Genomic DNA, 24,616 nt, shown 5'->3' on the forward strand with positions numbered 1-24,616 from the left:
TTATTTCTTACTTCCTGCCTCTTGTTTACATCCTCTTAAGTAACGATTAACTTTCCCCCAATGCTTCGCGTCCCTTCCTCTATCAGTGCCCAACAGTTTCAGTCCCTGAAAATTCAGGACATGACCTTTGTGGCCTATCGGAGTGATGTATACCCAGAGCGTAATGAGATTTTCTTTGAAGAGCATGCCGTGGTGGTGGTGTTGGAAGGAGAGAAAAAATTTATTTCACCCAATCAGGATTTGCATGTTCACAAAGGGCAGATTTTGTTTTTCCAACGAGGCTGCTATTCCATGAATGAATCTATTGGGAGCGATTACCGAAGTCTGGTTTTTTTCTTTCATGAAAAATTGCTCAAAGAATTTGTCAACCAAAATCAGACACTGTTTGTGCAGGCAGATTCAGACCCTACGCAGCCTATTTTGGTGCTTCAGTCCTCACCGACCTTCGAGAAGTTCATTGATTCACTTCTCCCTTATTTTAATTCTCAAACGCCGTATTTAAACCAATTTTTGCGGCTTAAATTTCAGGAGTTGCTGCTTCACCTGATTGAGATAGACACGTCCGGACAACTCAAATCCATTCTGTTTAATATTTACAAAGGCCAAAAGACAGAGTTAGAATACCTCTTAAACAACTACTACTTAAAACCCCTGACAATAAGTGAATTGGCGCACTTATCAGGACGTAGTTTGTCGGCTTTCAAACGTGACTTTGAAGAACAATTTCACACTTCTCCTGCCAACTGGATCAAACAAAAACGCTTGGAACAAGCGGCTTTCCTTCTCAAAAATGCCAACAAAAACGTCTCGGAAGTAAGCATGGAAATTGGGTACGAAAGCGTCTCCCATTTTATCAAGGCATACAAAGAAAAATACGGTTTTACGCCAAAAAAACACGATTGAACCAAAATCGCTATTGTTTGGGCGTAGGGCGTTATGCCGGATTGCAGATATTCGTGCAATTTTGTATCGTAAAATCTCCACGAGCATTAATCTCAAATTGATATGTCAAACCAACCAAGTACCCTCTTCGACAAAGTGTGGGATGCCCACGTTGTCCGCAAGATTGAAGACGGACCCGATGTGTTCTTCATTGACCGTCACTTTATTCACGAAGTAACCAGCCCGGTGGCCTTCTTGGGCCTTGAAAGTCGCGGAATTGGTGTGCTTTTTCCTGAGCGCACCTTTGCCACTGCCGACCACAACACACCAACCATCAATCAACATTTGCCGGTAGAAGACCCGCTTTCGGCCAATCAGTTGAAAGCCCTCGAAACCAACACCGCGAAGTACGGTATTTCGCACTGGGGGTTGGGCCACGCCAAAAACGGAATTGTGCACGTAGTTGGGCCTGAAAACGGTATCACCCTTCCAGGTATGACCATCGTTTGCGGTGATTCTCACACGTCTACCCACGGCGCTTTTGGAGCGATTGCCTTCGGTATCGGTACTTCAGAAGTCGAAATGGTATTGGCGTCGCAGTGTATTATGCAGCCAAAACCCAAGAAAATGCGCATTACCATCAATGGTAAATTGGGTAAAGGCGTATTGCCAAAAGATGCGGTTCTGTACATTATTTCGCAGATTTCGGCCAGTGGTGCTACGGGTTATTTCGTAGAATATGCCGGCGAAGTGTTTGAAAATATGAGCATGGAAGGCCGCATGACGGTTTGTAACATGTCGATCGAAATGGGCGCGCGCGGTGGTATGATCGCTCCAGATGAAACCGCATTTGCGTACCTCAAAGGTCGTGAACAAGCTCCTAAAGGCGAAGCCTGGGACAAAGCGTTGGCCTACTGGAAAACCCTCAAAACCGACGAAGGCGCCACCTTTGATTTAGAATATACCTACGACGCGGCCAACATCGAACCCCAAATTACGTACGGAACCAATCCGGGCTTGGGAACGGGTATCTCTCAACATATTCCTAAAGCCGAAGACGTATTGGACGGCGGTGCATCGTATGCGAAATCTTTGGCCTACATGGGCTTTGCAGAAGATGATACCATCATTGGCAAACCGATTGACTACGTGTTTTTGGGAAGCTGTACCAACGGCCGCATCGAAGATTTCCGGGCGTTTGCGTCTATCGTGAAAGGCCGTAAGAAAGCCGATAATGTAACGGCGTGGCTGGTGCCGGGCTCGCACATTGTAGAAGCCCAAATCAAAGAAGAAGGTATTTTAGATATTTTGACCGAAGCAGGTTTCTTACTGCGTCAACCGGGATGTTCGGCTTGTTTGGCGATGAACGATGATAAGATTCCAGCAGGCAAATACGCCGTCAGTACCTCAAACCGCAACTTTGAAGGCCGCCAAGGCCCGGGAGCACGTACGCTGTTGGCCAGCCCTTACGTAGCTGCGGCTGCCGCCGTCACCGGAAAAGTAACTGATCCACGGGAGTTTTTGTAAACAATAACATAATCATGGCATACGATCAATTCACCATATTAAAAAGTTCGGCGGTACCTCTTCCTTTGGAGAACGTGGATACCGACCAAATCATCCCCGCCCGTTTTTTGAAAGCCACCAAGCGGGAAGGCTTCGGCGATAATCTTTTTCGCGATTGGCGCTATAATCCTGACAATTCACCCAAAGCCGATTTTGTACTCAACAACCCAATTTACTCCGGCAAAATCCTTGTTGGCGGTCGTAACTTCGGAAGCGGTTCGAGCCGTGAGCACGCCGCTTGGGCCATCTACGATTACGGTTTCCGTTGCGTCATTTCGAGTTTTTTCGCCGATATTTTCAAGAATAATTCCATCAACGTGGGGATTTTGCCCGTAACGGTATCTCCTGAATTTTTGGATAAGATCTTTTTGGCAATTGAAAAAGACCCAAAAACCGAATTGGAAGTAAGCTTGCCTGAACAAACGGTGACTATCCTGGCAACGGGTGAAAAAGAGTCTTTCGATATCAACGGTTACAAAAAACACAATCTGTTAAACGGCTTCGATGATATCGATTATCTGCGGGCCATGAAAGAGGAAATCGGCGCTTTTGAGGCCGCCCTTCTTTTCTAATTATGAGATACATCGAAATAATGGATACGACACTCCGCGACGGTGAACAGACCAGCGGAGTGTCTTTTTCGGCTTCTGAAAAGCTGGCGCTCGCGCAACTTCTTTTAACAGATGTCAAAGTAGACCGCATCGAAATTGCTTCGGCGCGGGTGTCAGAAGGCGAATTTAGGGCGGTAAAAAAAATCACCGATTGGGCCAAAGAAAACGGATTTTTGGACAAGGTAGAAGTACTGACTTTTGTAGACGGCGAAGCGTCCATCAATTGGATGCTTGAATCGGGTGCAACAGTCATGAATCTGTTGACCAAAGGCTCAATGAATCACTTGGTGCATCAACTCAAAAAAACGCCCGAAGCGCATTTTGAAGATATTCAAAAAGTGATTGCCTTGGCACAATCGAAAGGTATTTCTGCCAATGTGTATCTGGAAGATTGGAGCAATGGAATGCGTAACTCCCCTGAGTATGTATTCCAATTTCTTGATTTTCTGGCCACTCAGCCCATTCGTCGAGTGCTTTTACCCGATACGTTGGGCGTGCTTACGCCAGCTGAATCTTATTCGTTTGTGAAATCAATTGTGGAGCGTTATCCCAATCAACACTTTGATTTCCATGCTCATAACGACTATGACCTAAGCATTGCTAATGTCATGGAAGCGCTACGGGCGGGAGCCCATGGGCTGCATTTGACCGTCAATGGCATGGGCGAACGGGCTGGAAATGCGCCGTTGGCGAGTGCAATTGCGGTCTTGAAGGATTTCATGCCAGAAGTAACCACGGGAGTAGTGGAGGAATCGTTGTATTCCATCAGCAAAATCGTTGAAACCTTCTCTGGGCTTCGTATTCCAGCCAACAAACCGATTGTGGGAGATAATGTTTTTACCCAAACTGCTGGTATTCATGCCGATGGCGACAAGAAAAACAACCTGTATTTCAATGAGCTGATGCCAGAGCGTTTTGGACGCAAGCGTTCGTATGCGTTGGGCAAAACGTCGGGGAAAGCCAATATCGAAAATAACCTTCGGGAACTGGGTATCAAACTCGCTGATGAAGACCTCAAAAAAGTAACGCAGCGAATTATTGAACTCGGTGATAGAAAGGAAGTTGTGACGCAGGACGACCTTCCGTACATCATTTCCGACGTGTTGGATACCAACGCTATTGAGTACAAAATTGAAGTTCTCAATTATGTGTTGACCCACTCTAAAGACCTTAAACCATCGGCAACGCTCAAGGTGAAAATCGAAGATGAGGTGTTTGAAGAAAATGCGCAAGGTGATGGCCAGTACGATGCGTTTATGAATGCGTTGAAGAAAATATATGAGGTCAAAGGAAAAACGCTCCCACTGTTGACCGATTATGCCGTTCGCATTCCTACGGGAGGGCGCACCGACGCGCTTTGTGAAACCATCATCACCTGGAATTGGAATAATAAAGAGTTTAAAACCAGAGGTTTGGACTCTGACCAAACGGTATCGGCTATCAAAGCCACTCAAAAGATGCTGAACTTGATTTCTATATAGTCGTACAAAAATACAAATGAAAAAACACATCCTAATCGTTCCCGGTGATGGTATCGGGCAAGAAGTTACTACCGTTGGTAAACAGGTCTTAGACCGCATTGCCGAAAAATTCGGCCACGAATTTACCTACGACGAAGCCCTCATTGGCCACGTAGCCATCGAAGCCACTGGCGACCCGCTTCCTGAAGAAACCCTTACCAAAATGCGCGCATCCGACGCCATTTTGTTTGGAGCCGTAGGCCACCCCAAATACGACAACGACCCGTCGGCCAAGGTACGTCCTGAGCAAGGCTTGTTGAGAATGCGCAAAGAGCTTGGTTTGTACGCCAACCTGCGCCCTATCAAATTGTTTGACGAATTGTTGGAAGCCTCTAGTATCAAACCTGAAATCCTGAAAGGTTGTGATATTCTCTTCTTCCGTGAGTTGACTGGCGACGTATATTTCGGAAAGCGTGAACGCCTTGACGACGGAAATACCGCCTACGATACCATGATTTACAGCAAATACGAAGTGGAGCGCATTGCCCGCAAGGCGTTTGAAGCCGCTCGTACGCGCAGCAAAAAACTCATGTCGGTCGACAAAGCCAACGTATTGGAATCAAGCCGTTTGTGGCGTGAAGTTATTCAAAAATTGGCGCCTGAATATCCGGATGTAGAAGTAGAACACCAATTCATTGATGCGGCGGCGATGTTACTCATCAAAGACCCACGCCGTTTTGACGTAGTAGTAACAGGTAACCTGTTTGGCGACATTCTGACGGACGAGGCAAGCCAAATCGCTGGTTCGATGGGAATGTTGGCTTCTGCTTCGGTAGGCGACAGCACTGGTGTATACGAGCCTATCCACGGTTCGGCGCACGACATCACGGGGAAAGGCGTTGCCAATCCGTTGGCGTCGGTTCTTTCAGCGGCGTTGTTGTTGGATATTTCATTCGGTTTGAAAGCAGAATCTGAGGCTATCATTGCCGCCGTAGATGCCGTATTGAAAGCCGGTTTCCGCACGCGCGACATCGCCAACAGCGAAACTCCCGCCGACAAAATCTTAGGTACTGACGCCATGGGCGCAGAGTTGTTGAAGAATTTGTAAATCAGTTAGGGTTACTTAATATAATAGCGGCAAAATTTAATATTTTGCCGCTATTTGTATATGATCTGCTGATATTTTTTATGTTGGATAGGTGATGAGTTTGAAATCCAGATTGGAGAGATAAAGGGCTTTCTTAGCCAAAATCTTATCTTTGTCTTCTTGAAAATTACAACCATGAATACGGCCCAAATCACGTACGAGCAATACAAGATGCTGCCCAAAAAATCATAGAAGAACTCAAGTCTCTGATTTTAAAGGAAGATTAGCCATCGGTTCTCATGCATGAAATCGAAGCAAGCTTGAAGGAAGTAAAATTTACGCAGGAAGGCAAACTGTCGAGCCGTACCTTGGATGGTTTGAAAAAAAACTTAAAGATGCCCAATAAAGTAAAAATCACCTCCTTTTTGAAGCTCGTTACAAACGTCCGGTTAGCAAACTATGCCATGTCGGTAAAAAGTCAACTCTACTAATGAAAACTAATTTATTACTCTTTTGCGCAATATTCTTTCTTATTCATATTGCAATCTATGCGCAAAGAGCCGAAGTAAGCGTAGGAGTTCCTGTATTCAATAATGTTTATGTTCATTTTGAAAAACCTATTTCAAAATGGAAAAACGTAAGCTTTACAAGTTCCGCAGCTTATAAATTTCACGCTGACAATGATATTCGTTTTGGAGAACTATTTTTTAGCTCTGTAATAAAAAGTAATTCTATCAGACGTACTAAGTTTGATGTTGGACTACGGGCATACTTAGTAAAGTTTGACAGACAAAAATGGTTAAATATGTATGTTGGAGCGTCATTTCTGGTTGGCAAAATGAGCAGAGAATTTAATGATTACAGATTAAACATTCCCAAAGATTCACTTACACAAAAAGCTATTTATTTTGGCCCAGAGTTCACCTCAGGGGTTAAAATTGTCATTTTAAAGAAAATTACTATTACCCCGGCGCTGGGATTAGCGTATCTTTTCAAATCCGTTAATTCAGAAAATATTTCTAAGAAAGAAGAACTATGGTATGCAAGGGATTGGTTTGACGGAGAAATTTTAAATCGCAATAATACAGAGTCTCGGCGAACAAATGTTATCAATTTAGGCTTTGGTTGGACTCCCAACATCTATCTAAACATTGGCTATAAATTTTAGAAACACTTTAATACTAAATCAAGAGTTCAAAATTAAAATGGTGGTTCCTTAAGGGTTTGTGACGCGGATGATTCAACAACTAACAAAAATCGTATTAAAGCCCCATCTTGCCATCGTTTGGACGTTGGTGATTTTGGGGCTTTGTTCTTTACCGAGTGACGAGATGCCCAAAGATTTAGGTTGGGATAAATTACATCATTTCGGCTCTTTTGGAATCTTGGGTGCACTTTGGTATTGGGCCAAGCCTCGGCCCATTTGGGTAATTGTCGGAGGGATAGCTTACGGCTTTTTTATTGAAGTATGGCAGCATGTATTGCCCATTGGCCGTACGTTTGACCTTTACGACGCCCTTGCCGATGCCCTTGGGGTAATCGTGGCCATTCCGATTGCCGAATGGTTTCAAAAGACATTTTTTTTATCTGGTGATTCGCGTCGCTCACTCTGAAACTTATCTACAATAATGCCTTTTTTAGAAACTCAACGTCTTTATCTTCGCCTTTTTCAAGAAAGTGATGCCCATGATTTGTTCCGCATCGAGAGCAATCCCGAAGTGATGGCATTCATTCGAAAGCCCGTTACGGAACTTTCTCAAAGTTTGGGGAGAATCCGACAAGAAGCCATTTATGCCGCCGCCAACGAAGGACTGGGGCTTTTTGCGTGTTTTGAAAAAGCGACCGATACGTATATTGGGCTCGTCAAAATCAAACACATTGAAGATACCGATGATATTGAAGTAGGCTACGCTTTTTTGCCCGAGGCATGGGGCAAAGGCTACGCCACTGAAATTACCCAAAAGGCCATTGAGTACCTACAACAAAACTTTAAAGGGAGAAAAATCGTGGCTTTTGTACAGGATGAAAATACCTCTTCCAAACACGTTTTGGAGAAAGTAGGAATGAACAAAGTGGATGCAGGATATGAAGGCCGAGCAGATGCGGTGGTGTTTGAGTTAGGGTAACTTTTCTCTTGTTAATTAACCACTTGGAGCCCTTCATATTCTGGGAAATAGCGGTCGGTTGAAAGGATAGGGAGGTTTTCGATAAGTGCCTGTGAGATAATCAATAAGTCGAATGGGTCGACGTGTAATTTGGAGGGACTCACATACACTTTGGGAACTTCGGGAATATTCAAATAATGAAGTACTTTAGGTTTTAACAAGCGAATGTTTAATCGCTGTCTGTCTTTCTCAATCGTAGAAATTTTAATGTGAGAAAAATCAGATTTTTCCAACCTGACTTTGATTGCAATTTCGTACAAACTTGATTCAGAAAGCCAAAATATACTTTCAGAATTTGATATTACTTCTCTCTGAACTTGGCTAAGTCTGTCAAAATTTTCTTCTATAAGAATAATGAAGACATTTGTGTTCAGCAAATAATTCATTAACAATCAGGTAGTTCGTGAGGCTCTAAAATTTTTGAAAGCCCTTTGTATTTCCCTTTTGGAATGACTTCTTTCACCAACTCTATCAAACTTTTCTTAGGAGGTTTGGGATTCTGTTTTTTAAACTTATCGGGATTTGCAGGCGTTTTCATCGGTGCATTGTTATCATTATACAAATAACGCATTAAAGATTGAAAACGTTTGGCGATTTTGCAAGTCAGTTCGTCTACATTTCCCCCTCCACACCTAGTCCAAACAATGCAAAATCATACTTCACGGGGTCATTAGGGTCCAATTGCTTTAGGTTTTCGGTGAGTTGCAGCGCCGTAAGCCAATCGGTAGTTGGGCGCTGAATGAGGCCGAGTTTGCGCGCTACGCGGTCTACGTGTACATCGCAGGGACAAATGAGTTGGGAGGGTTTGATGGTCGTCCAAAGGCCAAAATCTACGCCTTTATCATCTTGCCGGACCATCCACCGCAAAAACATATTCAGGCGTTTGCACGACGATTTACGGATGGGCGTGGCAATGTGTTTGCGGGTGCGCTCGGGGAAATCTTCTAAACTAAAAAATAGCTCATGGAATGCCGCCAAGCCCTTTTCTACGTGCGAAGCATCAGGGGTCAAGGCCTGCGAAAAGGCACTTTCCAACGAATCGTGCCGTTGATAATATTCCTTAAAAAAATGAAGAAAGTACAGCGTATCCGTCGCGTTGAAGGTGCGGTGTTTAAATTGAAGAAAGCGCTTTAAATCGGAATCTTGATGGTTTTTGATGAAGTCATACGGCGCACCATCCATCAGCTGAATCAGCTCATTGCACTTGTTGATGATGGTTTTGCGCTGTCCCCAAGCCAAGACCGCTGCCCAAAAACCCATAATTTCAATGTCTTGTCGGCGCGAAAATTGGTGTGGAATGCTGACGGGGTCGTTGGGAATAAAATCAGGACGGTTGTATTGAGCTACTTTTTGTTCCAATAACTCAGCAACATAATCGGTCATTAGGCGCGTTTACCTCCGTTTAAGAGCCAAACCAATCCCTGCGAAATCCCTGAAAACAATCGCACTATCCCCGTAAATACCAAGGCAAAAAGCGAGATAATGGGATAAAAAATCGTAAATGCCACACTCCAAAGGCGGTAGCCGAGGGTGGTTTTGAGTTGTTCGCGTTCTTGGCGGCGTGAAAGCATACTATAAATAAGTTGGTACTAATTTAACGACAAAGTTCGGGCTTTGGTTCGGGAAATAAAAATGCTATTTTAGGTTTTCAATTCTTGATAACCAACTACTTCCATGTTTGAGCATCATACCCAAAAAGTTTTACCCCGGCCCAAGTTTCAGCGCCGCGTATTGAAGTATTCATTCGTGGCAATGGGGATGATTGGTGTTTCGTGGGTAATCGGGGCCATTGGCTATCATTATTTGACTGACCCGCACCTGTGTTGGGTCGATTCTTTTTACAATGCCGCCATGATTTTGGGGGGCATGGGGCCAGTAGATCCGCTCAAGTGCAAGACCGCCAAAATTTTCGCTTCGTTTTATGCGTTATTTAGTGGCATTACTTTTTTATCAGCTACTTCAGTCTTATTTGCTCCTTTCATCCACCGCTTTTTACACATTTTACACGTAGATAATGCTGACCGCTGACGTTCTTAAAGTATACCTCCGTCGACTTACCAATCTTAGTACGCGCAACCGTTCGCTGTTATTAAATACGCTCCCTACCGAACAGTTTTTGGATTGGAAGGAACTGGATTTCGTAGATGGGCGCGCAGCATTTGAGGTACTCAAAGACGTCATTTCTCAAAAAAAGACGATAAAACTCTGTCAGCGTTTGGACAGTCGTTCCGAGAAAGTCAATGAAATCAGCAAGCGACTGACCAAACTGGCCCGCACCGAGCGGTTTATCGAAGAAGAGCGTGGCTCGGAAGATTTGTACGTGGCGTATCCGTTTGTGCGTGGCAAACTCATGGATGGTACGGTGATTCATGCACCGTTGGCGTTTTTCCCAGTTACGTTACAACAACAACTTTCTGAAAGTGCAGAAGGCGCTGTTTGGAAGCTTCATCGTCGTGGAGAGCCGGCGGCGCTCAATCGCAGTTTTTTGTTGGCCTACGGGCACTTCAATCAAGTTAAAATCTCGGAGGAATTACTCGAAAAAAGCCTCGACGAATTGAGCAGAGACCCGTTGGTGTTTCGGACCGAATTGTACGAATTGCTTAAAAACAGCGCGTTGGAAATCAACTTTAACCAAGACCTTTTTCAGGATACTCTTCAATACTTTGACGGACAATCCAAACCCGACCTTGAGTTGCTCGAGCGAAATGGCGAACTTAAACTCTATCCAGAAGCTGTTTTGGGTATTTTTCCCCAAACGGGCAGTTATTTAGGCCCTGACTATGAGGCGTTGATTAGCGAAGGGGCAGATGAGTTGGCAGAAAGTGAGCCTTTTTTCTTTCCCATTATCACTCCCACTCCTAATTCAATCAAAGAGGAGCATACGTTTACGGCTTTTCCGCAGGATGGTACGCAAGAAGCGGCGCTTCGGCGGATTAAGCAAGGGGAGTCGTTGGTGGTGCAAGGGCCGCCCGGTACTGGAAAATCGCAATTGATTTCTAACCTGATGGCCGATTTTGCCGCGCGTGGTAAGCGGGTTTTGTTGGTATGCCAAAAAAGGGTCGCCCTTGATGTCGTGCATCAGCGGTTGGCGCAGGTGGGCATGTCGCCTTTTCTGGCGTTGGTGCATGATTTCAAAAACGACCGTGCGGCGTTGTATGGGCAGCTAACCGCCCAAATTGAGAATGTTGAAGCGTACCAACAGCAAAATTACAGCTTGGACTCAATTGTGCTCGAACGGCAGTTTTTACAAACAAGTCGGAACATTGAACAGGCAGGAAAGGAGTTGGGAGAATTCAAAACAGCCCTTTTTAATTCATTGGATTGTGGACTTTCACCCAAAGAGTTATACTTGACGAGCGACCCAACGGCACCGCAGATTGTGATGCCGCATTTTAAATCGTTTCAGTTTGATGATAAATTAGAGGTGTTTTTGCAAAAATTGCGTCGATATGCGTCGTATCGGAAAGCATTGGGTGCGACTCATCCTTGGCATAACCGCGTAGATTTTTCTCAAATATCATTTCAGGAAACTCCTAAGATTGATGCGACCATTGATGAGGTAATCAGCTGGAATGAAAACCTGCAAACTCAAACCAAAGGGTGTTTGGGAGAAGCAATAACCATCGACAAAGCCCTGCGCATTGCGCACCAGAAAAACGCACTTCTGCAATGCGCTCAGTGGTTGGAAGAAGAAAATGTTTGGCCGCTATTGAAAAAATGGGAATCTGGCTTTTTTACGAAAGAAATAAAAAAATGGATTAAAAATGCGACGGAAGAAATTTTCAGATTGTCCTCTGAAAAACGGCTCGGAGCGGAAATAGATTCTAGTGGATTGGCTTCTTTTGCGGTCCGTTTACAAAACATTATTACGGCCCGTGGTTCATTGCTCAAATGGGCTTTTTACGGCGATAAACCCTATTTTCGGTCACTTGCCGCGTCTTACGGCCTGAGTTTGGATTTGGGAGATTTATACAAACTCAATGATTATTTGACTAACCGAGTTCGTGGGGAGCAACTCCTAAAAGAGGTAGGAGAGAAGCTGGAAGTGTCAATTTTGACCGAACAGTTTGAGCGGTCGGTGTCTAATTATAAGGCATTTATGATTTCCTATGGCACTGCGCAGGAGGTGTTCCAACAGCTTGGGAAAAACTTTGAATTTTTAAGAAAATCAGTAAATGAAGCAAGGTCGTTTCAGGAGGTAAAGAAGAAAATCGAGGCGTTGGTTGCGCTTTGTGAGCAAACCGCTCAGAAGTACCAAGCGTGGGGAAAATACCTGACCAAAGACCAGATAAATCTTTTGCTTGAAAGCTCAACTTTCCAAGACGAACTCAAGCAAACGCTGCACCGTGATTTTGATTTATTGACGGAAGCCGACCTCCTGAAAAGTAATTTTTCGCCTATTGAAGCGGAAGTTTGTCTAGCGTTGGAAACGCAATTGGCACTCCAAAAGGAAGATTTTATAAGACTGTTCCAGAATTCACTGCGTTTGGCTTGGTTGGCACATTTGGAGGAGCTTTATCCGATTTTGCGCGCGGTTTCTTCCTTAAAAATCAGTCAATTAGAGCAAGAGTTGCAGGAGGGTATTCTTCAAAAACAATCGTTGAGTCGGGAAATTTTGTTGATGCAACTGCGTGAACAAACGGGCAAAAATGTAGAGTTTAATCGGTTACAAAACCGCGTTACCTACCGTGAATTGCATCATCAGGTGACCAAAAAACGAAAGATTTGGCCCGTGCGCAAGCTCATGGAACAACACGCCGAAGAGGTATTTCGATTGGTTCCCTGTTGGTTAGCTTCTCCCGAGACGGTATCGGCGGTGTTTCCGCTGACCAAAGGCCTATTTGATTTAGTGATTTTTGACGAGGCTTCGCAATGCTATTCCGAATACGGCATTCCGTCCATCTACCGCGCCAAACAAACGGTGGTTGTGGGAGATAGTAAGCAGCTGACTCCTTATGATTTATACCGCGTCAGATACGAAGGGGATAATGAGGAAGAACGAGCGGCATTGGAAGTGGAATCACTCCTCGATTTGTCGAAACAGTTCTTGCCCGAAACAATGTTACAAGGGCACTACAGGAGCCGTTCGTTGGATTTGATCGATTTTTCGAACCAATATTTTTATAAAAATAAACTACAGCTATTGCCTCATTTTGAGGATATTAATCAGCAAGAGCCTGCTATTCAGTTTATTAAAGTAGCAGGAATTTGGGAAAACAATCGAAACCTTGCGGAAGCCGAAAAAGTGGTAGAATTATTGAATGATTTACAGCGTACGCACCCAAATCATTCCATCGGAGTCGTTACGTTTAATCTTCCGCAACAACAATTGATTGAAAATCTTCTTCTCAGGCCTCAAGATGACAATGGCGCTGAGACCCACTTTTTACGGCTCGTAGCTCATTCTCTTTTTGTCAAAAATATCGAAAATGTACAAGGAGATGAGCGGGATATTATCATCTTTTCGGTAGGATATGCACCCGATGCCCGTGGTAAATTACGGGCGCAATTTGGCAGTTTAAACGCCCTCGGTGGTGAAAACCGCCTCAATGTGGCCATTACCCGCGCCCGCGAAAAAGTCTTTGTCGTTACTGGTATTTTGCCCGACGAATTGAGAGTGGAAGACAGCCTGCACGAAGGTCCAAGGTTGCTCAAAGCCTATTTACAATACGCCTTGGATGTATCGGAAGGGCGGTATTCGCCTCAGCCGTTTGGTTCAGATAAGCATCGTTCAGAATGGTTATTAAAAGACCAGTTGATGAAAAGTGAAAAATGGCAAACAAAAACGCAGACAGAAACAGAACCTGTGCCTTCGACGCTGCATTTAACCCTCCCTTTTGCCGACCTGACTGTCAAAAAAGACGACCGCTACGAAGGACTCATTCTAACAGACGATGAGCTGTATCAACAAGCGGTTTCGGCCAAAGAATCTCACGCGTATTTGCCTTTACAGCTGCGCGCCAAAGGCTGGAGTTTCGAGCGGAGATGGAGCCGGGAGTGGTGGAGAAAACGATAAATTTTATTATTTTTGGGTAAAACCAGCCCAATATGATTCTCTCATTGCATTTTCCACCAAAACTACGCTTCTCTGATGAGGAGTTGGTGGCTTTTTGCCTTGCCAATCCAGATTTGAATGTTGAGCGCGACGAAAAAGGAGAAATACATCTAATGTCACCTGCCCACGGTCTTACAAGTGCTAATAACAGTGAAATTCTTGCTGAAGTAACTATTTGGAATCGGAAAACAAAGTCAGGTAAAGTATTTGATTCAAGCGGTGGTTTTTTTCTGCCTGATACCTCTATGCGCGCACCTGATGTAGCTTGGGTGAGTATAGAACGTTGGGCGGCATTGAGCAAACAAGAAAAGCACTCTTTTCCTTGTTTAGCCCCTGATTTTATTATTGAATTGGAGTCAGATACGGATAGCCTCCCTAAATTAAAATCCAAAATGAAAAAATGGATAGCCAATGGGGTGCGCTTGGCGTGGTTGATTTCGATGTCTCAGCAAAAAACGTACATTTATTGGGCTGATGGTAAAGTAGATAAAGTCGCTTTTTCCAAAAAAATATCAGGGGCAGAGGTTTTATCAGGATTTGAAGTTGTCCTCTCTGATATTTTTGAAATTTGACTTCCAACGTTTTATTCGGCCCTTGCGTCTTAGAGGAAATAAACTCAAACCTCTGACGCTTGCCATGAAGAAAACACTTTTACTCTCTCTTCTTTCGGTTGTTTTTCTCCAATGGTCGTGTACTGACCAATGCACCGAAACCCGCAAATACAAACGTTTTACGGCCGTAACGGTCTCCTTGGCGGAGATGCGCCAAAGTGTTCGTACCGAAACGGCTCGTGATTTAATCAGTCCTGGTAAGATTTATACCAAAGGGAATTACCTGCTGATTAACGAACTCAAGGAAGGATTGCACGTGGTGGATAATTCAAATCCTTCGGCGCCCAAAATGATTTCCTTCATTAAAATCCCGGGCAATGGCGATATGGCCATTCGTGGCAATATTTTGTACGCCGATAGCTATGCAGATTTGGTAGCCTTTGATATTTCTAATCCGTTGGATGTCAGAGAAGTAGGTCGTGAGAAAGAGGTGTTTTTAAATGGGCAGTTTGACGGGGCGTGGTGGTCTTTGAATAAAAGTACGGGCGCCATCAATGACCAACGGGTTGACATTGTGACCGAAAGTGTGAAAGTCAATTGTGAAGATGGAAATAACGGTTTTTGGGGTGGTAGGGTGGTTTTTGACATGGCATTCCAAAATTCTGCTTCAAGCGGTAGCAGTGCCAATCCCGCCGCACAGGGGCAGGCAGGCTCAATGGCGCGGTTTGCATTGTATGATAAGTATTTATACACCGTTGGGCAGAATGACATGCAATTGTTTGACATCAGTGTACCCCAAAAACCAGCTTTCAGTTCCAAAATTAATTTAGGTTGGGGCATTGAAACAATTTTTCCGTACCGGGATAAATTGTTTATCGGCTCCACCACGGGAATGTTTATTTATGACAATAAAAATCCCGAAAAACCCGAACAACTTTCAGTATTTCAACATGCGATGTCGTGCGACCCCGTGGCCGTCACCGACAATCGGGCGTACGTTACGCTACGTTCTGGCACCCAGTGTAACCGTGGCCTGAACCAGCTTGATGTGGTTGATATTACGGATTTGCGGGCTCCGCGTTTGCTCAAATCATACCCGATGCAAAATCCACACGGGTTGGGTGTTGATTATCCCAATGTGTATGTTTGCGAAGGAATTCACGGGCTTAAAACGTTGAACGTAGCCAATGATTTTGACGTAAAACAGCTCCAACACCTGACTGGTATGGACGCCTACGACGTGATTCCGCTTTCCAACAAAACGCTGTTGATGATTGGTAAAGATGGCTTGTATCAGTTTGATATTTCCAATCCGTCGAACCTGCGCCAATTGAGTAAGATTCCCGTAAAACGCGTAGCGATTTAAAACTCATCTTAACCCGTTTTGTCATGCAGAAAGCATCTAATTTTTGTCTTTGGGCAATGCTGCTCATCACATATACAGCTGGCATTTCGAGTGGTCTATACGCTCAAAATGCTGTTTTCAAACCTCACTATGTCAATATGACGGAAGTGGGAGGACTATTTGGACGTGTGGTGTATGATGTTCGGTGGAGTGCTCCGTTGGTGCAGGAAGTGCAAAACCGACTGAGCCTGACCATTCAAACTTTCAATGGCGTACAACTCAAACCCCGTTTGGCGGTTGGGGCCACCGTCGGGGTGGATTGGTACAAAACCGCGCTGCTCACGCCCATTGCCGCAGGAGTGCGCTACGATTTGGTCAGCACTCCCAAAAACGTCCATCTTTTTGGCACGCTAGATGCGGGCTATGGCTTCAACTGGCTTCAGGTAGATGGCACAGGCTATGACACCAAAGGCGGTATGATGCTCAATCCAGGTTTGGGACTCAAATTCGGCTTTAGATCAGGAAGTGCCATGCTGTTGTCGCTTACCTACAAAAGGCAGGAAGCCAGAGTAACCAAACCGTTGGGTTGGCAAGAAGTAGAGAAATGGGAAGACCGGACCTATAACCGAATGGCGTTACGGCTGGGATTTATGTTTTAGAAATCATGCTTTTTTAATCCAAAATAATACTGCCGTTTGATTCCACAAACCTATCGGTTTCTTCGTCTGTTAAGCGATAGCAAAAAGAAGCATTTATTGGTTGAAAGCCAAATACGATAACTGATAGGCAGTTATTGATTCCTATTTTGTAATAGGTTATTTTTTGGAAACGTGTTTTCTTTATCTCCATTGGCCTTTTATACTTGTTTTGCAATTGTTCGGCAATGCTCTTTGTGTCATTGGTTTGCCAATCTAAAAAACTAATCCCATAAATCCCTTTATTCAATAGCTCGTCTTTTCCCTTGTCATTGACAGTATATCTGTTATCATCGTAACCCCACCGATAATAGGCAACTATATTTCGAGATTCGGCTATTGCTGTATCAGCAAGCAAAGCTCCTCGTTTGAAGTTTAAATCGTACGAATACATGGCGTCTTTAACAGAAGTAGGAAAAGAAACGACGTGGCCTTTGTATTCTAAAGATGTATTTGGGCAGGATTCGTTTGAAGTGCAGTTTGTTGCTAAAAGGCATGTCAGAAGTGTAATATTGCCTTTTGTTAGGAGGTTTTTGAGAAGTAAAAGACGGTTTTTTTCTTTCGCGCAAACATTCAGTTTTACTATAAAGAAGAAGGTTGATAAAAAAAGCTTCATAGTCCATTCCGCTTAATTTTTACCCCAAGGCAACAAAAAAGGAACATTTTCATCTGAAGGAAAGCGATAACATAACCCAATAAAGTGAAGTAAAACAATGTCAAGACTGGGTCTATAATTAACCCTATTTTAACTCCAACTGCTCGCAGGCTTTCTCTGCCGCTGATTGCTCCGCTTTTTTCTTGGAATAGCCGCTGCCTTGGGCAAAAACTTCACCGTTCAGTATTACTTGCGAGATAAATTCGCGGAAGTGACGGCTCCCTTTTTCTTCTACAATCATAAAACGAACTTCTTTTCCTTCGCGCTGCGCCCATTCGATGAGGCGGCTTTTGAAGTTGGCGTTGTTGTTGATAAGCGCGTCGAGGTCGTAGTGCGTGAGAAGCTCTTTGGTAATAAACTTACGGGTAAAACGGAAGCCTTTATCCAAATAAACGGCTCCCACGAGGGCTTCGAGGGCGTCGCCGTACATGGAAGAATTGGGAGGCATGCCTTTACGGTTGCCGTCAAATTCAATCAAACGGTCGAGGCCAATTTTACGGGCAATGCCGTTGAGGGTTTCACGGTTAACGATACGTGAGCGGATTTCGGTGAGGAAGCCTTCGTCTTTGTACGGGAATTTTTTGAAGAGGTATTCGGCAATGACCATGCCCAATACCGAGTCGCCCAGAAACTCCAAACGTTCGTTCGATTCTCTAAAACCCTTGATATTGGTTTCCTTAGATGCTGAAGTATGGCGAAAAGCAAGCTGATAAACCTCCATATTCGAAGGTTTTTCGCCGATGATAAGTTCTACGGCCTTTCTAAATTTCTTTTCGGGGGACATGTTCCCCGGCTTAAAGAAATCAATGATGGGGTTTAATACCGTAGCCAAAAGCAGCCAAAAGGTTTACATTTTACGGAAAATAACACAGGTGTTGTGCCCACCAAAGCCAAAAGTATTACTTAAGGCAATATTGACGGTGCGCGACTGGGGCTTGTTGAACGTCAGATTTAACCGAGGACTGAACTCTGGGTCGTCGGTAAAGTGATTAATCGTTGGCGGAATCAGTTGATGTTGAATCGCCAGAATACAGGCTACCGCTTCTACCGCTCCTGCACCGCCCAAAAGGTGTCCAATCATGGACTTTGTCGAACTGATGTTTAGTTTGTAAGCATGCTCACCAAACAGTCGTTCAATCGCTTTTATTTCCTGTGGATCCCCAATCGGAGTGGAGGTTCCGTGGGTATTGATGTAATCAATGTCTTCGGGCGAGATTTCGGCATCTTCGAGCGCATTTTTCATGCACATGTAAGCGCCGATTCCGTCTGGATGAGGGGCCGTAATGTGATAAGCATCGGAAGACATTCCTCCGCCGATTACCTCGGCGTAGATTCTAGCACCGCGTGCCAGTGCATGTTCGTATTCTTCCAATATCAAGCCCGCACCACCTTCTCCGAGTACAAATCCATCCCGGTCTTTGTCGTAAGGACGCGAAGCCGTTAAATAATCGTCATTGCGTTCAGAGAGTGCTTTCAGCGAGTTAAATCCTCCAACACCCGCTTGCGTAACGGCCGCTTCCGACCCACCCGTTAAGCAAAAATCAATTTTGCCCAATCGGATGTAATTGAATGCGTCAATCATTGCGTTGTTGGAAGAAGCACAGGCCGACACCGTTACGTAGGTAGGCCCACGAAAGCCCATTCGCATCGAGAGAATTCCCGAGGCACTGTCGGCAATCATTTTAGGGATAAAGAAGGGGTTAAAACGAGGAGTTCCGTCGCCGCTACCGAACGAAAGGACTTCTTCTTCAAACGTTTTTAAACCACCAATACCTGAACCCCAAATGATGCCCGCACGGTCGAGATTTACTTTCTCTAGGTCGAGTCCGCTATCCCTAACGGCCTCTTCCCCTACCACCACAGCAAATTGTGTAAAAAGATCCATTTTACGCGCTTCCTGACGCGGAATAAATTGAGCCATATCCAGACCTTTTACTTCGCACGCGAAGCGAGTCTTGAATTTGGTTGCATCAAATCGGGTAATCGGCCCTGCTCCGCTGGTGCCGCTAAACAACCCTTCTTTGTATTCCGACAGTGTGTTTCCGATGGGCGTCAAAGCACCCATGCCCGTCACTACCACTCGTTTTAGAATCATAAAATGGATCTATAAATTACAACAAATATGCTTACTTGACGTTTTCTTCGAGGTATTTGATGGCTTGACCTACCGTACCGATGTGTTCAGCCTGGTCATCAGGAATTGAAACGTTGAATTCTTTTTCGAATTCCATGATCAATTCTACCGTATCGAGTGAATCAGCGCCGAGGTCATTAGTGAAGCTAGCTTCTTCGGTCACTTCTGACTCATCTACGCCTAGTTTATCAACGATAATTTTCTTTACTTTTTCTGCAATCTCTGACATTTTTGTGAGAAGTTTGGTTCAAAATCGCTGCAAAGTAATGTATTTCAAAGGAGATTGTCAAATATAAAATTTCTTCCTTTTTATCATCTCTTCTACAACGTCGGGTACCATGTAGCGAATCGAACGATTATTTCTTAGACAATCACGGATATAAGTGGCCGATATATCCAAAAGCGGCGCAGGGATGAATTTAACGGCGGGGTGGTCGGCAAATTCATGAGCGGCCACATTGGGACGCGGGTACACGTATAATCCATAATATTGTAGAATCGCTTCGTAATTTTTCCAGTTTTTAAATTGCCCCAAATTATCCTCTCCAATAATGAGTTTGAAGGTGTGCTGCGGAAATTTTTCCTGCAATTTCGTCAGAGTATCAATGGTATAGCTAGGTTTGGGCATCGAAAACTCCACATCATTTACTTTCAGTTTACTATTGTCGGCAATGGCTTTTTCAACCATATCATAACGGTCAAATTCATGCAGTAGACTTTTGTTCTTTTTGAAAGGATTTTGGGGCGAAACAATAAACCATACCTGTTCAAGGTCAGTGGCGGTAGCCATGGTATTGGCAATGATGAGGTGGCCTATATGTATAGGGTTAAATGAGCCGAAGAATAGTCCTATTTTCATGATTTAACGTAAAAAGAAGGAATCAAAGAAATAATGCAGGTGATGGATATTTATTAGGTGAAAATCGGTAATCACTGCGTCATCCCCGTTCTATTTTATATTTTTGTTCCGTCAAAAATACTTAATAAACGACAATGTTAGAAAAAATCAAAGCCTTGTCCAAAAGCTACGCGGTAGATGCCGTGGCTAATCGGCGGCATTTACATACGCATCCTGAGTTGTCTTTTCAGGAGTTTAATACGGCTCAATTTGTAGCCAACCGATTGAAAGAAATTGGCTTAACTCCGCAGGAGGGCGTAGCTAATACAGGTGTTGTGGCGCTCATTGAAGGCCGAAATCCAGAGAGTAGGGTAGTGGCTTTGCGGGCTGATATGGATGCTTTACCCATTGTAGAAGCCAATGAGGTACCCTATAAATCTCAAAACCCTGGGGTAATGCACGCCTGTGGGCACGATGTGCATACGTCTTCATTGCTGGGTACAGCGCGTATTTTGCACGAGTTGCGGGGTGATTTTGAAGGTTCGATTAAACTTATTTTTCAACCGGGCGAAGAAAAAATCCCCGGTGGGGCGTCCTTGATGATCAAGGAAGGAGTGCTTCAAAATCCATCGCCCGCGAGTATTTTGGGGCAACACGTTGCGCCCAATATCCCCGTCGGCAAAATTGGTTTTCGGGAAGGAATGTACATGGCAAGTACCGATGAGCTGTACTTGACCGTAAAGGGAAAAGGAGGCCACGGAGCTATGCCCGATATGCTGATTGACCCCATTTTGATTGCATCGCACGTTATTGTGGGGTTACAGCAAATCATCAGTCGTAACCGTAAGCCAGCCGCCCCATCGGTATTGTCGTTTGGAAAAGTCATTGCCAACGGTGCTACCAATGTGATTCCCAATGAAGTATATATTGAAGGGACGTTCCGCTGTATGGATGAAGAATGGCGCGAAGAAGGTTGGAAACGCATCACAAAAATGGCGCAAGGAATTGCCGAAGCCATGGGTGGAAGCTGCGATGTGGAAATCAGAAAAGGCTATCCGTTTTTGAAAAATCATCCCGAATTAACACGTCGTTCCAAAGCCGCTGCGATTGATTATATGGGGGCCGAAAATGTCATTGATTTGGATTTGTGGCTGGCGGGCGAAGATTTCGCGTTTTATTCACAGGTGACCGATGCCTGTTTTTATCGCCTCGGAACGCGCAACGAAGCCCGTGGAATTGTATCGGGAGTGCATACCCCTACGTTTGACATCGACGAAGCAGCCCTCGAAATTGGTCCTGGTTTGATGGCGTGGCTGGCGTTAGAAGAATTGAAAATAAGTTAAGGGCACATCATGAAAAAACGAATTCTTGCCCTGTTTTTCTTAGGACTTGGGAATCTGTACGCCCAAACTCAACCCGCCAAGCCACCTACGCCGTTTGCGGTTTCAACGCATCCGTTTACGTTTGGAGGACGGCAAATGATTGTTGGACAGGCCATTGGAGGTTTAGAGAAAGAATATCGGCTGCTGGATGATGGGGGGATTTTTCGGCGGATGAATACTTCGAAAGAATTTGAAGCATTGGGGCAACAAAACCCGAAGAATATTGAAATAGCGTTTAAATCATTGCAGGATGTGAAATTTGATACCATGAACTTTCAGCATCCCGGCCGCACTTCTTATTTTATCATTTATAAAAAAGGGAAGAAAGAACATAAGGTGGTGTGGGGAGATTCCAAATATCCTGCGCCCCAAGGTGCATTACGTGTTTACAAAGCATTTATGGGCATGATACCCAAAGAAATGCAACTCTGACCGCCGCTGATGAACTCAATGTATGAAGATTTTTGACCTCTTTTTCTTGAAAAATAAAACGATAATGCCCACTTTTCATCAACTCTTTACACTTATTTTTATCTCTTTTTGGGGAATAACTTCTGGGTTTTCCCAAAAACTGGCTTTTACAGTGGCGATGGAAGAGCCTGCTTCTCATCTTTTTCAAGTAGAACTAAAATGTGAAGGATTCAAAGGCGAAAAGATTGATTTTAAAATGCCCGTTTGGTCACCAGGGTATTATCAAAAAATGAATTATCCCAAGAATCTCCAAAATTTTAAAGTAATGGATGCCAAGGGAAAAAAAGTCAATTGGTCAAAAAAGAATAACAGTACTTGGGAGGTTGAAAACACAGGAAAAGAATTGAGAATAAGCTACTCAATTTTAGCTGATCGTAAGTTTGTAGCCAACAGCTATCTGGATGAAGAAAGAGGGTATATTGTGCCTACGAGTGTATTTCTGTATCCTGCCAATCAGCTGAATTTATCTAGTACAATTACCCTCCAGCCGTTCTCAAAGTGGAACAAAATAGCAACGGGATTGGATGAAGTAAAGGGCAAACCAAATACCTTTTACGCCCCTGATTACGACGTTCTTTATGATAGTCCTATCCTGATGGGCAATCTGGACGAATTGCCAGTCTTTTACGTAAAGGGCATTCCTCACCGGTTTATCGGATACAAATTAGGAGAATTTGACCGAGTTCAATTTGTGAACGACCTAAAAAACATCATCGAAAAGGCCTCGGATATTATTGGAGAAATTCCCTATCAGCACTATACATTTTTGGGTATTGGCCCAGGGCAGGGCGGCATTGAACACGCCAATTCTACGGCCATTAGCTTTGATGGAGCGGCTTTGAACGCGCCAGAAGGGCGGATTCGGGTACTTAATTTTTTAGCGCATGAGTATTTTCACCATTATAACGTGAAAAGAATTCGTCCCGTCGAATTGGGTCCTTTTGATTACGACAACGGAAACCGTACCAAATTACTCTGGATTTCTGAAGGTCTTACGGTTTATTACGAATACCTGATTCTGAAAAGAGCGGGAATTACCGACGAACAACAATTGCTGCAATCGTTGAGAAATAACATGCGGGCTTTTGAAAACAAACCTGGCCGACTCTACCAGTCGCTTGCAGAGGCGAGTTATGAAACATGGTCAGACGGACCGTTTGGGCGCACCGACGACGAGGTTAATAAGACCATTTCTTACTACGATAAAGGGCCTGTTGTAGGAATGCTACTAGATTTTAAAATAAGGCACGAGACCCAAAATAAGAAATCGTTGGATGATGTGATGAAAGTCTTATACCAACAGTTTTATCGTCAGAAAAAGCGAGGGTTTACGGATGATGAATTCAAGGCGGTTTGCGAAAAAATCGTTACAAAACCCATTGATGATATTCTTGCGTATGTATCAACCGTTCAGGAAATAGACTATCAGAAGTACCTTAACTATGCTGGGTTGGAAGTAGACACAACGACACAAATATTGCCAGGAGCCTGGACGGGAATATCCACCCGAATGAGAAATGATTCGGTAGGGGTAACAAACGTAGAGTGGCAATCGCCCGCTTGGAATGCGGGAATTCGGAGGCAGGCGATTTTGCTCAATGCAGATTCCAAGCCAGCTCAGCAATTCAATGAAATCGTGAGTCAAAAGAAACCCTCCGAAACCCTTAGCGTTGTTTATCTTCAAAACAATGAAAAGAAAATAACCGTCATTCAATTAGCAACAAAAAGGGAGAAAAGCTTCCCGATTCGTCGAGTGTCTAACCCCACGACTTTGCAGAGTGAAATCTATAACGCTTGGGTAAAATAGCGATTGAATACTTTTATAAAGTGCTTATTGACAATGAATTATGTCCGTAAAACCAAAAATAGTTCTCATTTACTAACACCCTGTTTAATTTAACTTACGTATGCGTTTACTCAATAAAGTTGCCCTTGTTACGGGCGGAAGCAGCGGCATCGGTCGCGAAACAGCACTTTTATTTGCCCAAGAAGGAGCCGCCGTGGTGGTAGCTGATGTTAATGATACCGCTGGACAAGAAACGGCTCAATTAATTCTGGACCAAGGTGGCAAAGCCGCCTACGTACGGTGCGATGTTTCAAAGGCTTCAGATTGCGAAAACATGGTCGCTTTTGCCGAGCAAACTTTTGGCAAATTGAACATCGTGTTCAACAACGCTGGTATCATGCACAGCGATGACGATAATGCCGTGACGACCGAAGAATCGGTGTGGGATTTGACGATGAACATCAACGTGAAAGGGGTCTTTTTTGGCTGTAAATACGCTATTCCTGCCCTTAAACGTGCTGGTGGCGGTAGCATCATCAACACCGCATCTTTTGTGGCTTTGTTGGGAGCGGCTACTCCGCAGATTGCCTACACGGCAAGCAAAGGAGCCGTGTTGTCAATGAGCCGTGAGTTGGCGGTGATTCACGCCCGTGAAGGTATTCGGGTAAATGCACTTTGCCCTGGCCCGCTTCGTACTGAGTTGTTGATGAAATTTTTGAATACCGAAGAAAAGAAACAACGCCGCTTGGTGCACGTTCCGATGGGTCGTTTTGGCGAAGCCAAAGAAATGGCCTATGCCGCGCTTTTCCTCGCTTCGGACGAATCATCCTACATCACAGGAACCGACTTTTTGGTGGATGGCGGTATTACGGCGGCTTACGTAACGCCTGAGTAGTTTTAGCATTTTGGAAATAAAAAAGGCAGCTATCACTC

27 protein-coding genes are annotated in these 24,616 nt (G+C 44.3%); 18 read left to right on the forward strand and 9 right to left on the reverse strand.

What is annotated here, in order from left to right:
• Window positions 1-60: 60 nt before the first annotated feature.
• From DR864_RS21730 to DR864_RS21770, 9 genes are all read left to right on the forward strand, one after another.
• On the forward strand, window positions 61-903 hold the full coding sequence (locus tag DR864_RS21730; protein ID WP_114068947.1) for a helix-turn-helix transcriptional regulator: 843 nt from the start codon (window positions 61-63) through the stop codon (window positions 901-903).
• 102 nt (window positions 904-1,005) lie between these two features.
• Window positions 1,006-2,409 carry a 3-isopropylmalate dehydratase large subunit gene (leuC, locus tag DR864_RS21735; protein WP_114068948.1) on the forward strand — a complete coding sequence of 468 codons (1,404 nt, stop codon included), beginning with the start codon at window positions 1,006-1,008 and terminating at the stop codon, window positions 2,407-2,409.
• Window positions 2,410-2,423: 14 nt separating this feature from the next.
• On the forward strand, window positions 2,424-3,020 hold the full coding sequence (gene leuD, locus DR864_RS21740) for a 3-isopropylmalate dehydratase small subunit (protein WP_114068949.1): 597 nt from the start codon (window positions 2,424-2,426) through the stop codon (window positions 3,018-3,020).
• Between the two features lie 20 nt (window positions 3,021-3,040).
• Window positions 3,041-4,540 (forward strand): hydroxymethylglutaryl-CoA lyase-like TIM-barrel protein, encoded by a 1,500-nt coding sequence (locus DR864_RS21745; protein WP_229599440.1) that lies wholly within the window; start codon window positions 3,041-3,043, stop codon window positions 4,538-4,540.
• 16 nt (window positions 4,541-4,556) lie between these two features.
• Window positions 4,557-5,627, forward strand: a complete 1,071-nt coding sequence (gene leuB / locus DR864_RS21750; RefSeq protein WP_114068951.1) for a 3-isopropylmalate dehydrogenase — start codon at window positions 4,557-4,559, stop codon at window positions 5,625-5,627.
• Window positions 5,628-5,905: 278 nt separating this feature from the next.
• Window positions 5,906-6,097: a hypothetical protein gene (locus tag DR864_RS21755; RefSeq protein ID WP_114068952.1), complete on the forward strand. Its 192-nt coding sequence runs from the start codon at window positions 5,906-5,908 to the stop codon at window positions 6,095-6,097.
• The gene (locus DR864_RS21760) at window positions 6,097-6,774 is read left to right on the forward strand and encodes a hypothetical protein (RefSeq protein WP_114068953.1); all 678 of its coding nucleotides are present in this window, start codon (window positions 6,097-6,099) and stop codon (window positions 6,772-6,774) included. Before DR864_RS21755 ends, DR864_RS21760 begins: the two co-directional genes overlap by 1 nt.
• A gap of 67 nt (window positions 6,775-6,841) precedes the next feature.
• The gene (locus DR864_RS21765) at window positions 6,842-7,219 is read left to right on the forward strand and encodes a VanZ family protein (RefSeq protein WP_114068954.1); all 378 of its coding nucleotides are present in this window, start codon (window positions 6,842-6,844) and stop codon (window positions 7,217-7,219) included.
• Between the two features lie 15 nt (window positions 7,220-7,234).
• On the forward strand, window positions 7,235-7,732 hold the full coding sequence (locus DR864_RS21770; protein ID WP_114068955.1) for a GNAT family N-acetyltransferase: 498 nt from the start codon (window positions 7,235-7,237) through the stop codon (window positions 7,730-7,732).
• A gap of 11 nt (window positions 7,733-7,743) precedes the next feature.
• Here DR864_RS21770 and DR864_RS21775 read toward each other — a convergent pair whose 3' ends face one another.
• The 4 genes from DR864_RS21775 to DR864_RS21790 all read right to left on the reverse strand — a co-directional run bounded on the left by DR864_RS21775 (window position 7,744) and on the right by DR864_RS21790 (window position 9,342).
• Window positions 7,744-8,157, reverse strand: coding sequence for a type II toxin-antitoxin system VapC family toxin (locus DR864_RS21775; RefSeq protein WP_114068956.1), 414 nt, complete (start codon window positions 8,155-8,157; stop codon window positions 7,744-7,746).
• The gene (locus DR864_RS21780) at window positions 8,157-8,309 is read right to left on the reverse strand and encodes a hypothetical protein (RefSeq protein ID WP_162794030.1); all 153 of its coding nucleotides are present in this window, start codon (window positions 8,307-8,309) and stop codon (window positions 8,157-8,159) included. Before DR864_RS21780 ends, DR864_RS21775 begins: the two co-directional genes overlap by 1 nt.
• A gap of 74 nt (window positions 8,310-8,383) precedes the next feature.
• Window positions 8,384-9,154, reverse strand: a complete 771-nt coding sequence (locus tag DR864_RS21785) for a TIGR02757 family protein (RefSeq protein WP_114068958.1) — start codon at window positions 9,152-9,154, stop codon at window positions 8,384-8,386.
• Complete coding sequence (locus DR864_RS21790; RefSeq protein ID WP_114068959.1) at window positions 9,154-9,342, reverse strand: hypothetical protein; 189 nt, start codon at window positions 9,340-9,342, stop codon at window positions 9,154-9,156. The genes DR864_RS21785 and DR864_RS21790 overlap by 1 nt, the downstream gene beginning before the upstream one ends.
• A gap of 103 nt (window positions 9,343-9,445) precedes the next feature.
• Between DR864_RS21790 and DR864_RS21795 the strand changes: the two genes are divergently transcribed.
• The 5 genes from DR864_RS21795 (at window position 9,446) to DR864_RS21815 (ending at window position 16,381) form a co-directional block, all read left to right on the forward strand.
• Complete coding sequence (locus DR864_RS21795) at window positions 9,446-9,799, forward strand: hypothetical protein (protein ID WP_114068960.1); 354 nt, start codon at window positions 9,446-9,448, stop codon at window positions 9,797-9,799.
• A complete protein-coding gene (locus DR864_RS21800) occupies window positions 9,786-13,787 on the forward strand; it encodes an AAA domain-containing protein (RefSeq protein ID WP_114068961.1) in 4,002 nt (1,333 codons plus the stop codon). Before DR864_RS21795 ends, DR864_RS21800 begins: the two co-directional genes overlap by 14 nt.
• A 32-nt stretch (window positions 13,788-13,819) precedes the next feature.
• Window positions 13,820-14,398: a Uma2 family endonuclease gene (locus tag DR864_RS21805; protein ID WP_114068962.1), complete on the forward strand. Its 579-nt coding sequence runs from the start codon at window positions 13,820-13,822 to the stop codon at window positions 14,396-14,398.
• Window positions 14,399-14,462: 64 nt separating this feature from the next.
• The gene (locus DR864_RS21810; protein ID WP_114070408.1) at window positions 14,463-15,743 is read left to right on the forward strand and encodes an LVIVD repeat-containing protein; all 1,281 of its coding nucleotides are present in this window, start codon (window positions 14,463-14,465) and stop codon (window positions 15,741-15,743) included.
• Between the two features lie 23 nt (window positions 15,744-15,766).
• Complete coding sequence (locus DR864_RS21815) at window positions 15,767-16,381, forward strand: hypothetical protein (protein WP_114068963.1); 615 nt, start codon at window positions 15,767-15,769, stop codon at window positions 16,379-16,381.
• A gap of 13 nt (window positions 16,382-16,394) precedes the next feature.
• Here the strand turns inward: DR864_RS21815 and DR864_RS21820 are convergent, their stop codons facing one another.
• The 5 genes from DR864_RS21820 to nadD form a co-directional block, all read right to left on the reverse strand.
• On the reverse strand, window positions 16,395-17,033 hold the full coding sequence (locus DR864_RS21820; protein ID WP_114068964.1) for a hypothetical protein: 639 nt from the start codon (window positions 17,031-17,033) through the stop codon (window positions 16,395-16,397).
• Between the two features lie 124 nt (window positions 17,034-17,157).
• The gene (rnc, locus tag DR864_RS21825; protein WP_114070409.1) at window positions 17,158-17,856 is read right to left on the reverse strand and encodes a ribonuclease III; all 699 of its coding nucleotides are present in this window, start codon (window positions 17,854-17,856) and stop codon (window positions 17,158-17,160) included.
• Window positions 17,857-17,919: 63 nt separating this feature from the next.
• Window positions 17,920-19,167, reverse strand: coding sequence for a beta-ketoacyl-ACP synthase II (fabF, locus tag DR864_RS21830; protein ID WP_114068965.1), 1,248 nt, complete (start codon window positions 19,165-19,167; stop codon window positions 17,920-17,922).
• Window positions 19,168-19,198: 31 nt separating this feature from the next.
• Window positions 19,199-19,435 carry an acyl carrier protein gene (locus tag DR864_RS21835; RefSeq protein ID WP_013926487.1) on the reverse strand — a complete coding sequence of 79 codons (237 nt, stop codon included), beginning with the start codon at window positions 19,433-19,435 and terminating at the stop codon, window positions 19,199-19,201.
• A gap of 57 nt (window positions 19,436-19,492) precedes the next feature.
• On the reverse strand, window positions 19,493-20,065 hold the full coding sequence (gene nadD, locus DR864_RS21840; RefSeq protein ID WP_114068966.1) for a nicotinate (nicotinamide) nucleotide adenylyltransferase: 573 nt from the start codon (window positions 20,063-20,065) through the stop codon (window positions 19,493-19,495).
• A 134-nt stretch (window positions 20,066-20,199) separates the two neighbouring features.
• Between nadD and DR864_RS21845 the strand changes: the two genes are divergently transcribed.
• The 4 genes from DR864_RS21845 (at window position 20,200) to DR864_RS21860 (ending at window position 24,578) form a co-directional block, all read left to right on the forward strand.
• On the forward strand, window positions 20,200-21,387 hold the full coding sequence (locus DR864_RS21845; RefSeq protein WP_114068967.1) for a M20 metallopeptidase family protein: 1,188 nt from the start codon (window positions 20,200-20,202) through the stop codon (window positions 21,385-21,387).
• A gap of 9 nt (window positions 21,388-21,396) precedes the next feature.
• Window positions 21,397-21,858, forward strand: coding sequence for a hypothetical protein (locus DR864_RS21850; RefSeq protein ID WP_114068968.1), 462 nt, complete (start codon window positions 21,397-21,399; stop codon window positions 21,856-21,858).
• Window positions 21,859-21,922: 64 nt separating this feature from the next.
• Window positions 21,923-23,704, forward strand: coding sequence for a M61 family metallopeptidase (locus DR864_RS21855; RefSeq protein ID WP_162794032.1), 1,782 nt, complete (start codon window positions 21,923-21,925; stop codon window positions 23,702-23,704).
• Between the two features lie 100 nt (window positions 23,705-23,804).
• Window positions 23,805-24,578, forward strand: a complete 774-nt coding sequence (locus DR864_RS21860) for a glucose 1-dehydrogenase (RefSeq protein WP_114068970.1) — start codon at window positions 23,805-23,807, stop codon at window positions 24,576-24,578.
• Window positions 24,579-24,616 lie beyond the last annotated feature (38 nt).

This window comes from Runella rosea (assembly GCF_003325355.1).
GTDB classification, from domain to species: domain Bacteria; phylum Bacteroidota; class Bacteroidia; order Cytophagales; family Spirosomataceae; genus Runella; species Runella rosea.